At 32.2% G+C, this 15,663-nt stretch carries 12 protein-coding genes; 1 reads left to right on the top strand and 11 read right to left on the bottom strand.

What is annotated here, in order from left to right:
• Positions 1-24: 24 nt before the first annotated feature.
• From ACPF63_RS18225 to ACPF63_RS18175, 11 genes are all read right to left on the bottom strand, one after another.
• Positions 25-2,331, bottom strand: coding sequence for an AAA family ATPase (locus ACPF63_RS18225; RefSeq protein ID WP_426480845.1), 2,307 nt, complete (start codon positions 2,329-2,331; stop codon positions 25-27).
• The gene (locus tag ACPF63_RS18220; protein WP_426480844.1) at positions 2,321-3,013 is read right to left on the bottom strand and encodes an ABC-three component system middle component 1; all 693 of its coding nucleotides are present in this window, start codon (positions 3,011-3,013) and stop codon (positions 2,321-2,323) included. Before ACPF63_RS18220 ends, ACPF63_RS18225 begins: the two co-directional genes overlap by 11 nt.
• Positions 2,997-4,289 carry an ABC-three component system protein gene (locus tag ACPF63_RS18215; RefSeq protein ID WP_426480843.1) on the bottom strand — a complete coding sequence of 431 codons (1,293 nt, stop codon included), beginning with the start codon at positions 4,287-4,289 and terminating at the stop codon, positions 2,997-2,999. The genes ACPF63_RS18220 and ACPF63_RS18215 overlap by 17 nt, the downstream gene beginning before the upstream one ends.
• Before the next feature lie 710 nt (positions 4,290-4,999).
• Entirely contained in the window at positions 5,000-6,298 is a 1,299-nt protein-coding gene (locus ACPF63_RS18210; RefSeq protein WP_077413712.1) for an HlyD family secretion protein, read from the bottom strand.
• A gap of 45 nt (positions 6,299-6,343) precedes the next feature.
• Complete coding sequence (locus ACPF63_RS18205) at positions 6,344-6,538, bottom strand: hypothetical protein (RefSeq protein WP_180565115.1); 195 nt, start codon at positions 6,536-6,538, stop codon at positions 6,344-6,346.
• 59 nt (positions 6,539-6,597) lie between these two features.
• On the bottom strand, positions 6,598-8,793 hold the full coding sequence (locus tag ACPF63_RS18200) for a peptidase domain-containing ABC transporter (protein ID WP_426480842.1): 2,196 nt from the start codon (positions 8,791-8,793) through the stop codon (positions 6,598-6,600).
• A gap of 188 nt (positions 8,794-8,981) precedes the next feature.
• The gene (locus ACPF63_RS18195) at positions 8,982-10,493 is read right to left on the bottom strand and encodes a thioredoxin domain-containing protein (RefSeq protein ID WP_426480841.1); all 1,512 of its coding nucleotides are present in this window, start codon (positions 10,491-10,493) and stop codon (positions 8,982-8,984) included.
• 786 nt (positions 10,494-11,279) lie between these two features.
• A complete protein-coding gene (locus ACPF63_RS18190) occupies positions 11,280-12,236 on the bottom strand; it encodes a DUF3810 domain-containing protein (protein ID WP_426480840.1) in 957 nt (318 codons plus the stop codon).
• A gap of 94 nt (positions 12,237-12,330) precedes the next feature.
• Complete coding sequence (locus tag ACPF63_RS18185; RefSeq protein WP_426480839.1) at positions 12,331-13,776, bottom strand: MFS transporter; 1,446 nt, start codon at positions 13,774-13,776, stop codon at positions 12,331-12,333.
• A gap of 30 nt (positions 13,777-13,806) precedes the next feature.
• Positions 13,807-14,544, bottom strand: coding sequence for a lysophospholipid acyltransferase family protein (locus tag ACPF63_RS18180; RefSeq protein ID WP_426480838.1), 738 nt, complete (start codon positions 14,542-14,544; stop codon positions 13,807-13,809).
• Positions 14,545-14,547: 3 nt separating this feature from the next.
• A complete protein-coding gene (locus tag ACPF63_RS18175; RefSeq protein WP_077413706.1) occupies positions 14,548-15,006 on the bottom strand; it encodes a GtrA family protein in 459 nt (152 codons plus the stop codon).
• A 363-nt stretch (positions 15,007-15,369) separates the two neighbouring features.
• On the opposite strand from ACPF63_RS18175, the gene ACPF63_RS18170 reads away from it, so the two are divergent.
• On the top strand, positions 15,370-15,633 hold the full coding sequence (locus tag ACPF63_RS18170; protein ID WP_047373857.1) for a hypothetical protein: 264 nt from the start codon (positions 15,370-15,372) through the stop codon (positions 15,631-15,633).
• Positions 15,634-15,663 lie beyond the last annotated feature (30 nt).

Genomic DNA, 15,663 nt, shown 5'->3' with positions numbered 1-15,663 from the left:
ATTAACCGTATTCATAACACCTTATTAATTGTGATATGTTTTCAAATTAATTCCATTCTGGTTCAAACCATAACTCTTAAACTTATAACGCATAAATACCGAAGGAATATCCTCATGTGTTGATATTATTATTTGGTTTGATGAAAATTCATTTCTTAACAATTCAGTAAATCCTACAATATTTATTTCATCCATTGTTTGGACAGGATCATCTATTAATAAAATACTGTTTTTAGAATATTTTTTATGAAGTGCTAATGTAAATGAAATTATCAAAGCTGATAGCTGACCTGAACTCATCGAAAAAACAGCATCAAAAGTTTTTGCTGGATTAGTCTGGAATCTTATACCATCCTTATCAGAGAATATAAATAAACCCAATCCCCCTTGTAAATCCTGTAAAATCCTACCAGAATAAATGTGAAATATAACTTCTATATCTTTAATTACTTTTCGCTGATATGCTTTCAAGGAATTTTTATAAATACTTTCAATTCGATTTAGATTAGATGCTAAAGATGTAGCATTTATAAATTTATCTTTTTTATTTTTGAGTTCCGTTTTTTTTCCGACTAGATATTCATTTTGTAAAAGTGAATATTTATATTTTAAATAATTTTCTTTTTGCTCCACTTGTTCAGTAGTTAAAGAATTTAAAATGCCAAAATTATTTTCAAAATACTGAGCGAAAACCTCATTAAAATATGGTTGTATTTCATTAATATCTAATTCACGCTTTAAAAGCTGAAGATCTGAAACAATTTTTTCTATATCTATTAAACTTTCAGTTGATGGAACCTTATTAAGTAATTCGGTATAGTTAAAACCAATTCTTTCAAGATTGATTTTACTACTATTTAAGAAAGCTTCATTCTGTAATAACAATTTATCTATAAAGTTTATATCTAAGTTTTTTTCAAGAGCCCTATTATTCAAATAATTAATAATTGGTATAACAGTTTCCTCTTTAAATTTATTAAATCTTTCATCAAAAAGTAAGCTTTTATCTGAAGCTAAATTTTCAAGCTGTTCAGATTCGAAATTAATATTAGTTAAAAGTTCATCGATATTACCCCAATCGTAACCACATAGAAAACAAATACCAGATATTTCCGATTCTTCTTTTAGTTCTATAATTCTATGGATGAGCTTTTCTCTAGTTTCCTTTATTCCAGAGTAAATACTTTCTAACTTATCTAATTCATTTAAAGAATTTTTTAAAACCTCTAGTTCAGATTCATAGGACTCTATTATTTTAACATCCGAAAAACCTAATTCTTCAAATGTGATTTCTAGAAGATTTCTTTTTATATCATCAATTGAAATATTTGAAAGGAGATGAATAATTTTACTTTCTTTATCATAATCTGCTTTTTGTAATCTTAAAGAATCTTTAGAGGAAATAAAATAGTAATAAGTAAAGAATTGATTTAACCTTTCCTCATCAGAGATTAGCATTTCAATGAGTTCATTATTTCGATAGGTACTAAATGTATGCTTGTTTTCTATTAATTTCTTTATTTTAGGAATGATACCTTCGGAAGAAAATAGGTCTTGATAAGTGATTGTTGTATAATCAAATTCTACATTATCCCAAATCAATTCCCAATCATTAAAAAGTTTTATGTATTCTGTGTTTTTAAACTCACTTTTTAAAAATTCTTCTGTATCATTTACTAGAATTTCCAAATCAGCAATTTTTTTTTCTTCAACAGTATTGCATAACTCGCTTATTTTCCGTTTAACAAGACTTATTTTATTAATTCTATCTTCAAACTCAGCAACATTAAATAAATGAGAGATATTACTTTTACGGACTTTATCTTGAGATTTCAGTAAAAATAGACTTTCTTCTTGCTCAATGTAATTTAAGAACTGAAAATTTTCCTTATAATTTTCACCAACTAATGGTTCTAAAAATTTCTTTTCATTATCAATTAATGACCTCTCATCAGAATCAAAAGTTTCTTTTTGATAAAGTTTATATATGTCAAAGTTTACTGTATTTGTAATGTCGGCCTGGGCAACATATCTTTCTAAAATATATTCGACATCATCTTTAGTAAAACTTATTGTAATAGATATATCTCCATTTGCGAACTCATATAAAAACGGATGCTCGGCAAAACTTTCTCTTCCATCAATAACTTTTTCTTTTAAATCAATAAATCGTCTAATACTACCAATAAAGAGTAGTTCTATAGCATCATAAATTGAGGTTTTACCAAATCCATTTGGTCCGTCGAATACGATTAAATCATAATCACTAAAATTCAAATCAATTTTTTCAAAAATTTTAAAATTTTGTATTCGTAGTTTATTAATTTTCATTTTCTTTACCATTTAATAGGTTAAAAATTAAGTCATTGTCAATTTCCAAGATTTCCTCTGAGGATTTTTGAAAAAAAATATTTTCTAACAAACTATTAATTTCTTTATGGTTTCCTACGTCAACTTTTTGCTTATTCTCCTCAATTAAAACAGATAACCCATTAGACCTACTTATATTTAATCTTATTATTGGTATTTTTTGTGCAATCCTATAAATAAGTGATTCCCAGTTATTGTTATTAATTTGATTTTTATGTATTTCATACACCTTATCAATTAATAGGTTTTGATCAAGAAACTCCTTTAATGTAATATTTTCTGTATTTAAAATTTCGTTTAATTTTTGAACCTCTGCATCTTTATATAATAGAACTTGTTTTTTAAATAAATATGGATCTTCTTCAACTTTTAAAACTAGTTTATGAAATTTTTCATTAATCTCATCAACCTTATGTAATATCAGTAAATTTGCATTTTTATCAAACCATTCATTATTCAGAATACCTCTACATTGTTCAAAATAATCTGATTGCTTGTCAATTACTGTCGTTAGATTTTCTTCTTCAGTGACTAACCAATAAGATTTTTTTGCTGAATCCTTAAACGAATATAATAAGCCAAATTCCAATGGGGTACTTAATAATTCTAATTGAAGAAGTAAATTATTAATTATCGTTATCATTTAATTTTAGTTTTGCTTGTTCACGGTTTATAAGTGCTACATTTTTCCAAGTAGTTATTTTATTGTGTAAATCTCCACTAGTAATATTTATTATTTTACCAGCCGTTTCTTCAATAGAATCTACTTGACAGTGGCTTGTAATCAAAAAGTCACTATTAAAAGGTACTTCAATTAATTTGCTCGATGCAGTTTCAATAATATTTCTGCAAAGTTTTTTCTTGTTTATTTCAGCATCAGGTTCATTTATTGTAGATGGGTAATAAATTTTTTTTTCACCATCTTTCCAGCCTACTTTACTGTCTGTTAAGTTACTATCTCTAATCTCACAAAGGGTATATAAAAAAGCTATTTTAAAATCGTCATCATTTACGGTATATCTTTTATATTCATCTAAATCGGAATATTTTATTTCTTTGTGAGGAGTAATTTTTTGGATTAAATTTTCAAATTCAGTTTCAGTTAGACTATTTATATAAATTAAATAATTAGATAATTTTTCTTTTTGAATTTCAACTAAATCGTCTTCAAATTCTAAGCAAAATTCTTGATAATATGTATTTACATCTAGTCTTAATCTTTTGAAGTAAAATACTTTATCAAATAGCAAGTCTTCAAAATTACAAGCTATTTTATCTTTAAAATTATTCAAAGGAATCGTAAAATAATAAGCGCCCTCATTAATTAAAAGACCATCCCTAGAATGATTGCAAGCATGAATAGCTAGAATTTGAGAAGTAATTATTTCTTCTAATACACTACTCAAATAGAAAATATAATCATGATTCCCAATAAACTCACTTTTGTTTAATTTGATTAGGCAAGATTTAACTTCTTCTAATATTAAACTTTGAATATCCTTAATATTACAATATGGATTTCCAGAATAAATATATAGTTTTAAATTTGGATGTAAAGTTTCTATTTCTGTAAGGTCTTTCTCATTTTGGTTTGCTAAATGAAAATAGGCATTATCTTCACAAGGGTATTGAGTTTTTCTTTGTTCAAGTTTTGTGAAAGCTTTATCGTATGTTGAATATAAGTTACATTTTAAAGCTTTTACTTGATGAAGAGAAATTGGAATAATATTATCATTTTCATCATACCTAACGATAGCAAAATCTTCCAACGAGTCTAATTGAACGTGCAAATTTTCAATATTATCCTTTTCACTTATTAATTTTAAAACGTGAAACAGTGCGACTTTGCCTTGATAAATAAAGCCATTCCAAATATCTGCAGCAGAATGAATATCAGAAGGGTCAATTAATTGAGTCATAAATGGTTATTAAAAAGTTGTAAATTAATGAAAATCTACAACTTTAAATTATGGTAAACCATAAACGTACCTAAAAATTCAAATTTTAATTTGATTATTTTATTTATAATTTATTTGATAGGTTTTTATATCCAAAAATTTATTTTTTGCATTTAATTTATTTTTACTCTTGTGTTTTGAAACAATAGTAGATAAAATCTCGCCTTTTATAATTTATTTGAAAATCATATTTTAATAGAAAGAAACCTCTTCTAATGCTTTAAGGATTAATTCGTATTATTTGTGAGTTAATTCTTTATTCCGTTATTAGATTTTTATTAAAGTTTAATTCCAGATGTAAACATTTTATTTTCTGTGTTGTAAAATTCAAGGACATCATTATTCAAAATAAAATATTCTCCCTGGCTTACATCTTGTTTGTAGTTATATCTTATCCCATTTTTAGAACTTACTTTTTCAACTTCGTTATTGGAATGTTTTAAAACAGGAGATCATTGTTTTCCCTGTATTCGCTTTCTTACCGACTTTTTTTGATTGATCTATTGATGTACGATCGAAACCCTTCGCAGAATAAAGCCCGTAATGAATGAACTATACTACTTTGGATTTTATGTACATTACTTTAAATGGAGCTAATCTGAAGTACCATAATAAAAAAAAGCCGTTTTACAATCTGCAAAACGGCTTTATTTTTTTATCTAAGTTCTTTATCAGACCTGATATCCAAGCAGCTTTCTGATTTGATAGAAGAATCTTTCAATCAATCGAAGATCTTGTGTTACGATCTCTGCACTGCCTCTAAGTTCTTTATCGAATGTAAGCGTTTTGTTGTAACTTGTTTTTAATCCTTTTGGCAAAATAACATCTACATAATAATTTCCTTTATCATCAGGAATAAGAGAGATATTCTGTACTTTTCCTTCGATGATACCATATTCCTGGAATCGATAGTTATCTAGTTTAATCAATACTTTTTCGCCCGGAATGATCTTTCCTGAGTTTACGGTAGGAACAGACATTCTGCCTACCAACTGCTCTTTATTTTTAGGAAGAATAGAAAGAATAGGTTCACCCGATTTTACAAACTGATTTTCACCAAAAAACTGCTGGAAACTGGCAACACCATCTGTAGATGATATAACAAGATAATTCAGTTCCCATTGTTTCAATGATTTTCTCAGTTGCTCAAGAAGCTGTAAAGTTTGTGAAGAGTATGTAATTCTGTCTTTTTCTGTGTTAATGGCCGTTCCGCTTTTAGTTTTATTAAGATTGGAAACCCCTTCATCCATTTGTGATATGGAGATTTTAAGATTTTCAAGATTTTGCTGGGCCTGAAGATATTTGATCTTTTCATTTTCAAGTTCCATAGCAGAAATAACTCCTTGATTGAAAAGTTCCTGAGACCTGTTGAAGTTTTTCTTAGTCAGATCATATTTTATTGATTCCAGGTTTTTCTGTTGTTTTAAGGTAGCAATTCGTATGCGGTATTCAGAAATACTCTGATTGGCTGCCAGGTTTTCCGGAGCATAAGGCTGTAATCTTGTAAAAAGGGCTTCATCCTGAAATGCTTTTGCAAAACTATTGTATTCACCCTGTAATTCTCCCAATTTGAACCTTGAAGCCTGAGCAAGAGGGAAGCTATATAAATTATCAGGAGTAATGGAATCTACCAGTTTTTTCAACTCTAAAATATCCTTATAGTTGGCTGCTGACTGCATTACCATCAGAACATCATTCTTTTTAACTTGCTGATGGTCTTTTATGAATATTTTTTCAATTTTGGAACTTGTCCTTGCTTCAATCTTCTCTGGAGGATTCTGCGAAGTTACAATAATAGGAGCCGGTACAAATTCCGGATATTTTATGATGTAACTCATCAAGAGAATCAGCAGGAGAATAATAAATATAACAGTATTTCCCCAGCGTATCATCCAATGCGGGGGCTGGGTAAGAATATCCTGTACGCTTTCTGAGCGGAGTTCAATATTGTCTAAAACGTCTTCTTTCATTTTTCTAAGATAAAATTTCCCCCAATATTTCAGGGGGAATATAATTTAACCAAATGGGCAATTCCCGTCATACCACGATGGTGGTGAAGTATCTGCATCCGGTGGACATGCAATGTGATGGAGATGGCATGGCATCCAGCTGCCAAGACACCAGGAACCACAGCAATTGTTGTCCGGAATAACTACACCTCCGCTGACAAATGTCAGTTCTTTTCTCGAAAGTTTTTTTAGATTTTTCATGATTAAAATTAGTTTTTGTTTTCCTACTCTATAAGCTTTTCGGTTCCGCTATATTTTGGCTAGCTTCCTAATTCAAGCTGGTTTCTTACAAGTCTGTAATATTCTCCCCTCAAATCTACAAGATCTGCATGGCTGCCTTCTTCTACAACTTTCCCCTGATCCAGCACAATGATTTTATCCGCATGTCTTACCGTGGAAAGTCTGTGGGCAATAACCACTGCTGTTTTCCCTTTGAAAAATTGTTCAAGGTTTTCCATAATTACTTTCTCATTATTGGCATCCAATGCTGATGTTGCTTCATCAAATAATATATATTCAGGAGATTTATAAACGGCTCTTGCAATGAAGAGTCTCTGTTTCTGACCGCCGCTGACCCCAACACCTTCATTTCCTATTTTCGTATTGTAACTTAACGGAAGGCTTTCAATGAATTCCTTGATATTGGCTATTTCTACAGCACGTCTCAGTTTTTGTTTGTCAATATGATCTTCACCTACAGCAATGTTATTGGCAATAGTATCGTTGAATACATAGCCTTCCTGCATTACCACTCCGCAATGATCTCTCCAGTATCTCGGGGAGATATTCTTCATATTGGTGCTTCCGATTCTGATTTCACCCTGGTCAGGATCATAAAACTTCATTAACAGCTTCAACAGGGTTGTTTTTCCACTTCCACTGGCTCCCACAATAGCTGTAGTCTGCTGATAAGGGATCGTAAGACTTAAATTTTCAAAAACCGGAGCATCAGAACCAATATAACGGAATGACATATCTTTGATCTCGATGTCTTTCTTTGGAACATCTGTAACATACTGCTCATTTTTATCCTCCTCATCATCTTTATCATGAATTTCCCCTAATCTTTCAAGGGAAATCTTAGCATCCTGAGTCTGCTTGATAAAGTCGATAAGCTGAAGAAGAGGGCTGTTCAACTGTCCGATAATATATTGTACAGAAAGCATCATCCCTAAAGTAAGATTTCCGCTCAAAACCAGCTTTGCAGAAAGGAAACTTACCAGTATATCCTTCATCTGGTTGATAAAATTTCCTCCAACAGACTGCCATTGTTCTAATGAAAGTGATTTTATTCTGATTTTAAACAGTTTTACCTGAAGAAATTCCCAGTCCCATCGTTTCTGTTTTTCTGCATTATGCATTTTAATCTCCTGCATACCGTTGATAAGCTCAATCACTTTACTTTGTTCCTGAGAGACCTGAGAGAATCTTTTGTAATCAAGCTCCTTTCTCTTTTTCAGGAAAAAACTGATCCAGCCAATGTACAATATCGCTCCAACAAGATAAACAATGAATAATCTGTAATCATAAAACAGTAAAACAATACTGAAGATGATAAGGTTTACCAGTGAGAACAGGGTGTTTAACGATGAACTTGTAAGCAGCTGCTCGATTCTGTGGTGGTCATTTATTCTCTGCATGATATCTCCGGTCATTCTCGTATCAAAGAAACTTATCGGAAGTCTCATAAGCTTGATAAAGAAATCGGAGATGATGGAAATATTAATTCTCGCCGAAAGATGGAGAAGAATCCAGCTTCGTATGGTTTCAATTCCCATTCTTCCAAGAAATAGCATAATCTGTGCAAGTAAAACGACATAGATAAAATTAATATCCTGGTTCTGGATTCCAACGTCTACAATACTTTGGGTAAGAAACGGGAATATCAGGGATAATAAACTTCCTCCCAGAAGCCCTATGGCCAGCTGGATTACAAGTCTTTTATATTTAAGGAGATACTTGGAAAGAAACGTAAAGCTGGCTTTACTTTCTTCAGCGTCAAATTCTGTCTGAAAAAATGCTGGTGTTGTTTCAAGAATCAGAACAATTCCTTCTTCTGTATTTTCGTTTGCATTTTCTCCGATCCAGGATTTGATAAACTCTTCTCTTGTATACGTAATAAGTCCATAACTGGGATCTGAAATATATACTTTATTATTTTTGTCAATCTTGTATACAACCACAAAATGGTTTTTATTCCAGTGTGCTATACAAGGAAAAGAAACCTCTTCTGTAAGGGTATTGAAATCTATCTGGACTCCCATAGACCGGAATCCGAGGTTTTCTGCCGCATCGCTTAGCCCAAGAAGGCTGCTTCCTTCACGTGTTGTTTCGGAAAGGCTGCGAATCTGCTGCAGAGATATACTTTTACCATAATACTTACTTACGATCCTGAGACATGTAGGACCGCAGTCTTTGGTATCTGGTTGCTTATAAAAAGGAAACTTTTTTTTCAAAACTACTACTCATTATAAAATGCCGTCAGCGGATGACGACATTTACTTTAATTCAATTATAATTCAATGAAATGGTAAACCGGAAATAGTCCCATTTGTCACTGTTTTTCTGCTCTTTTACACCTTATCAGATGTTATTTTTGTTTTTCCTAAGATAGTGAAATTTTCAGATGAATGATATTTATTTACTAAATCTCATCATCTTCTATTAATTCATCAATAAAGAATAAAATATCTTCACGATCATACTTGTCAGGGAATTGATATCCGTTGATGATAAAAATCGGGGTGAAGTTTAATCCTGCGTTACTGTTTTCGATAGACATCTCTACTAGTGGATTCAGGTTTTCCGATGTTACATTTCCTCCGGAAAGAGCATTGATTTTACTTTCGTCCTTAGTTTCAAACCATTCTTCTACAGCATGTAGGAACTCTTTTTCAGGCTTGTTATGGTAGATATGAGTTAAGTCTGAAATAAGCTGTGTGTATTTTTCAGGAGCTCTTTCGGGACTGTAATTGAATCTCATCTGTAAAGAGATCGTATCAGGGTATTTTTCCAAAAGGCCTTCTGCCAGTTTATGAGCATCCTTACAGAAACCGCAATATGGATTGGATACGATAGAAATACGAAGTTTCGCATCTCTTTTTCCGACAGCAAAAGTTTCGGTATTCTGGAATTCGATTTTTGGATTCTGCTCCATCTGGTTTTTGAACAGCTCATAATTTCTTTTGAATCTAAGGTTTTTCGCATTAGATTTTTGTAGCGCTTCTTTTTGTTCAAGAAGAGTATTGAAATAAATAACGGCAGAGAATACCAGAGCCCATAAAATGACTGTCAATAAAAGTGTTCCCACACTGAAAGACATATTCTCGAAAAATAAACTGCTTACTACTATTTGTGCTGCAAGAATTGAAATAATCAAAAGACATACTCTACAAAACGTTTTTTCTACAAAAGCCTGAATGTATAGAGAATACCCTATTGCAAGGATAGAAACAAAGGTGAATCCTTTTACAATATAAGCTGTAGCCGGTAAAAATAATCCCAGCACGGTAAGTCCTGCAAAATAGATCAGGGAAAAGTCTGCAAATTTTAACCCTAAAATACTGGTCTTATCCTGCTTAATAATTTTATCACATGAGTTGACTGTCTGGCTGGCAGCAGCACCTCCACCACATATACTTCCGATTACGGTAGATGTATTCCCGAATTTCTGATTGAAGATTTCAAGTGAAATATATACACCAGCCAGAGAGAGAAGATTGAATAAGGCTTCATAAATGGTTTGGCTTATAAATGAATAAGCGAGAACAGCTGCAAAAATTAAATAAAGTACCGGCTTGAAATTGAAGGCCAGTTTATTTTCTGCATTTTCGGTCTTTTCAAATAACAGGACAAAATCAGTTGATTTGGTATAAAGTTCTTCTTTACCGAAGGTTTTTGCTTTTTCTGAGTATACTGAATAATTGCTTCCTGACTTTTTTACAAGAGAAAATGAATTTTCAACAATAGCAATAAATTCTTCCGGAAGTTCGTCCCAATATTCTTTGTCTAGTTCATAAGCATCATTTTTCACCCCCATAAAGTTAAGCGTGTCACTGAAAGCCAATGCAGATGGATAATTGGGATGTGAATTGAACTGGAAAATGAATTCCTGTTTATCGAGTTTTAGGTGGTTAATTAGTTTGTCAAAAATCATATTAATATTTTTATCTAAAATACACAGATGTTTTAAATATACAAAAATTTTTTTCTTTTATTAGTGAGATATAAACGGCTATTGGTAGATTAGATTTGACTTTCAATATTTTATTTCACAAAATATGGGTTCCAAATTTAGGATATTCTAAAAAAATTATATGATTTTATTGCTGCTTAGTGTAGAATTTATTCATAGTATTATTAGATAAAGCAGGAGTTTTGGCTTAGAATACGAAATTTTTCAAATGAATTGGTTTTAAGACGTAAGATGCGGTTTCGCAGGCGGTTGTTTAAAAGTTTTCAGGGTTATAGTTTACATTCAATTTCATGCGGAAAGCAATGGAATAAATTGGAATAATAAAGGCTATTATTTTTGATCAAAATCTTGACATTTTTACGATATAAATAGTAGAAATATATATAAAATACGGTGGATAACTCCTTTTTTTTAAATGACGAAAAAAGGGTAAAAACCGAATGTTTTTTATTTAAACAAATGTTTGATTCTATGGTGATTTAATAGGCTGTACGGGTTTAAACGATGTTTTTCATATCGAATACTGGTGTTGATTGCGATTTGTCAGAATGCGGTGTAAACTCAAAAAAACTTAAAAAATCATAAAGTTTTCATAAAGTTTTAAAAAAGGATGTAAATGTTTTTGTATTTATAAAATATGTCGTACTTTTACATCGCCTTGAATGAGGGAACAAGTCAAGGTAATAAATTTTTTTTCATCATTTGTGTTTTTAGAATCGTATCGCCTGATACGATTCTTTTTTTTATTTATTTTTCATAGTTTAAGAGAAGATCTATAAAGTAAGAATAGGTGACAGAACCTTCCTGCTGATTGCTTTTCAGGAAGAGATTATTGGTGTATCCAAAAAAATCATCCAGCCAGCCCTGATGACTGAGTACAAAATTCTTCTCATACATACGGTCTCTTTTCATTGCAGAAGAATATTGATGTAGAACATTCTTGACAAACTCCGGATCTTCCTCCACAATGAACCTTAAAAGGCTTTTTAAAGTGAAAAACTCAGTGCTGTATCTCAACTCAGGATTACTGGAATGAATACCTATTAAATACCCCACAAAATTAGCCTCCTGTTCTCTGGCAAAACCCAGCTGATGGGAACTTTCATGCGCCGTTGTAAAGGGAATAAATGTGGAAGGTAATTCAGCGTTATATTGAGCTTCAGCAGTAAAGGGATTGTAATATCCCAAAATACCTGTAAAACTCATTATATTTTTGAATAAACTGGGTTTGATATCCAAAATCTGAGTCGCCCTTTTATTTGAAATATAAGAAGGTAATTTTGCCTGTTGATGCAGAATTTCCTGTTGTATAGAATTAAGGTTTGTAATGATAAATACTCCTTTGCTGTCTTCCCGGACATATTGCCTGGTCAGCTTACATTTTTCAAGGTAAGAGAGAGCCAGTTTTTTAGCCTTTTCCACATCAGGTTCTTTCTGGCTTGAAAGCTTCTTGATGATAGGAGTCTGGAAATACAGCATTCCCCAAAAGATCTGATAGATAAAATAAAAAATATTGATGATGATCAGAGTTCTGAGCATAGAATCATGTCTTCGCTGCTTTCTGAATAGCATGATGCAATAATACAAAAGGAAAGTACCTAATATGATATAAATAAGGTCTCCTGTAGAAAATGGAATCCAGCTGAACAATGCCTGATGGGTTCCTTTTTGAAGTTCAAAAAAGCTTTCAAAAAACGAGATCATCACTCTGGATTTTGAGCAAACATAAAACAAAAGAAATTGGGCAAGTAATACACCTGCCCAAAACCTTTTCTTTTTATATATTGTTTTCGTTATATTAATGACCATTGCCTTTAGATACTTTATCAAGATCAATGCCCTGGGCTTTTAGAATCCCACTCACACGGATCGCATAGAATGCAAGATAAGCAAAACAAATAACCCCTACGATATAACTGAAATGAATATTCGTAATATCTGCAATATATCCCTGTATAATGCTTACAATACCTCCACCCATAATCATCATAATAAGTAATCCTGATCCTTGATTGGTATGTTTTCCAAGTCCATTAATGGCAAGAGCAAAAATACATGGCCATAAAGTAGAACAGAAAAGACCTACACTTGTAAATGCATAGACAGATACCATTCCTGTAGTGAACATCCCTATTAGTAAAGCTGCAATCCCTGCCAAAGAGAAGATCAAAAGCATTCTTGCGGGATTTCCTTTACTTAAGATATCACAGATAATCATCGCAATAATAATGAATCCATATACATAGAATGGAGACAGGTCATGTTTTGCAATAGCATTTACAAGTAAAAATACACCAAATGCAAGATAAGGAGCTAAGAACCTTAAGATTTTTTTGAATCCGGCATTCACATCAAATGCTTCTACAGCACCTGTCCAACGGCCGATCATCAATGATGCCCAGTATAAAGAGATGTAAGGGGCCACATCTTTTGTTTCAAAGCCTAAGTTTTTTTCCATATAAGCCGGAAGATTACTGGCTGTGGAAACTTCTACCCCTACATACACGAAGATCGCGATCATTCCCATTACCAATTGAGGATATTGAAATGCTGACTTTCTGTGCTCACCCGGAGTTGAATCATCTGTGTTTTCAGTATTCGTTGGAGTTACAGCAGGAAGAGAAGAGAATTTAAGCATTAAAGCCACAAGAGCAAAAGCAGCTCCTAATATCAGATAGGGAGTTTTTACACTTTCTATACTGGCTTCCGTATTGCCTGCGCTTGCAGAACCAAAAATAGCAAATGCAACAATAAGCGGTCCTATTGTAGTTCCTAAGTTATTGATTCCCCCAGCCATTGTCAATCTCTGTGATCCTGTTTCTGTAGGACCTACTTCAATAGCAAGCGGATTGGCAACAATCTGCTGAAGAGAGAAGCCTAAACCTACAATAAATAATCCGGAGATCATTAAAGGGAAAGAATGCATATTGGCAGCCGGGTAAAACAACAGGGTTCCCATTGCTGAAATAAGGAGCCCCACAATAAGGCCGTTTTTATACCCGATTTTATTGATCAAATCCTGTTTCAGACTCTTTGATATGATCATATAAATTAAAGAACCTACAGTATACGCTACATAAAAGCATATCTGTACCAGCATACTTTCAGTTTGAGATAGATTGAAGGCTTTTTGAAAAACGGGGATCAGAATATCATTACTGGCTGCTACAAATCCCCAAAAGAAGAATACAGTAACCAATGGAATGAATTGGGCCCAATTGGTTTGTTTAGAATAATTTGACATATTTATTATAGATTTCACAAACAAATATAACTATTTCCTTTCAACGGAATACCTGATTAAAGTTTTTTTTATTTCTTCGTAAGCCTCTGCCTTTAAGTCTTTTGGCGAATTGGTAGGCTCAATGATACCATTGAAATACACCTTTACTCTTCCAGGATAGCCTTTTGAGTTTTCAAAAGGGAACATTTCCTTGAGTCCGATAAAGGTATAAACCGCGATAGGAGAGTTATGTTTCGAGGACAGCATAAATGCTCCGTCCTTAAAGTCATCCAGGATTATAGAAGTGTCGTCCGGTACGCCGCCTTCAGGAAAAATGGCAATACTGTTGCCTTCTTCCATCTTTTCAGCACATCTTCGGTATACATCCGCACGGCTTTTTGCGCTCGTTCTGTCTACCATTACACATATCCTTTTATAAATGGTTCCGAAAATAGGAATCTTTACCAGTTCTTTCTTCCCTACAAAACATATCGGATGGTTTGGAAACATAATGCAGGTAAGCATAATATCCATGATGGATGTATGATTGGAGATAAAAACATAAGGAATACTTTTGTCTTTTTCCTGTTCCGAAAGTTTAATGAGATCATACCGGAAACCCATTCCGTAAAACATTCCGAAACACCAGATCCTGACAAGTTTATAGCCGTATTTATAATGCTTTTTGTTAAAGGATAAAATATAGACAGGGATTCCAATAATAACTGTCAGGAAAAATGCTAACAGCAACAGCCAGAATCTCCAGAGATAATTTAAAATTTTTGTCACAGCCTAACCGTTAAAAATTACTTTCTTTTTTATCGAATAATTCAGAATGGAAACCAGCAATATTGCTGCAATTTTGCTGATCATTTCCGGGCTCAAGGTATAAAAAAATAAATTGATATTATCTTTAAATATGAAACTGTAAAAGACCTGGAAAAAACCTAGGCTGAGTAACGTTGAAAAGAAAGAAACCACCATAAAATAAACAAACTCTTTTTTCTTTGAGTGTTTTCCTCTTTCAAATACAAACCAGATACTCAGGAAATAATTGGTAATAATCCCGCAGCTCGTAGAAAAAATGTTGCTTAAAGGATAATGTATACCATGGAAGTTGATTTCTTTTGCAAAGAAATGCGGAAGATAGGTACTGAAAATCTTAAAGCTGCCTATTTCTACAATCGCACTCAGTCCTCCTGCAATGATGAAGAACAGAACCTGTTTCTGGCGTAAGAGTATTTCTTTCATGTCATGAATATAAAAACTAAATATATAAATACATATTGTATAAGACTGAAATGATTTATATCTCAGAATATAAAGGCTTTACTGTATCCCGGCTGTTAATAGCCGTTTTAGAATGCCAATAATGTCAAAGCTTCACAATATGAGTATGCAAATGTATAACTATATGTTAAACACTGAAAAAAGTTGTTAAAATATTTTTTTTAATTAAAATTATTTCTAATTTTAATATTCAGAATGATGTAATAATGACCTGATAATAAATTCATTTTCAACTTCTTGTGTTGATGGTTTTTTCTATCTTGTAGTGCACGATTAAGAGCATATACCCCTACATTTTATGACCCAATTATTAATAATATTTGTATGAAAAGTCAAAACAAATACAGAAAATTCCAGCTTCAACAGAAAAATATTGAAGCTCTTGAGAAAGAAAATTCCCGCTTCAAAAGAGTGTATTCAGAATATGAAAATATGTCAGATGAATTATGGAATCTTGAAAACTCCAAAGGAGAACCAGTGCCTGATGATTTTATCAATGCAATGGTATTACAGACTTCCTATCTGGAAGATGAAATAGAAGATTGGCTATTGCAGTTCAACGAAAAAAAGACACAGATTAAACATTAATGATTTTAGACAGCTTCCAGGTTGTTTATA

The sequence above is a fragment of the Chryseobacterium sp. R2ACT005 genome (genome assembly GCF_049949215.1).
Classification (GTDB): Bacteria; Bacteroidota; Bacteroidia; order Flavobacteriales; family Weeksellaceae; genus Chryseobacterium.
The sequence above is the reverse complement of the archived record's forward strand: the minus strand, read 5'-3'. Positions and strand labels throughout refer to the sequence as shown.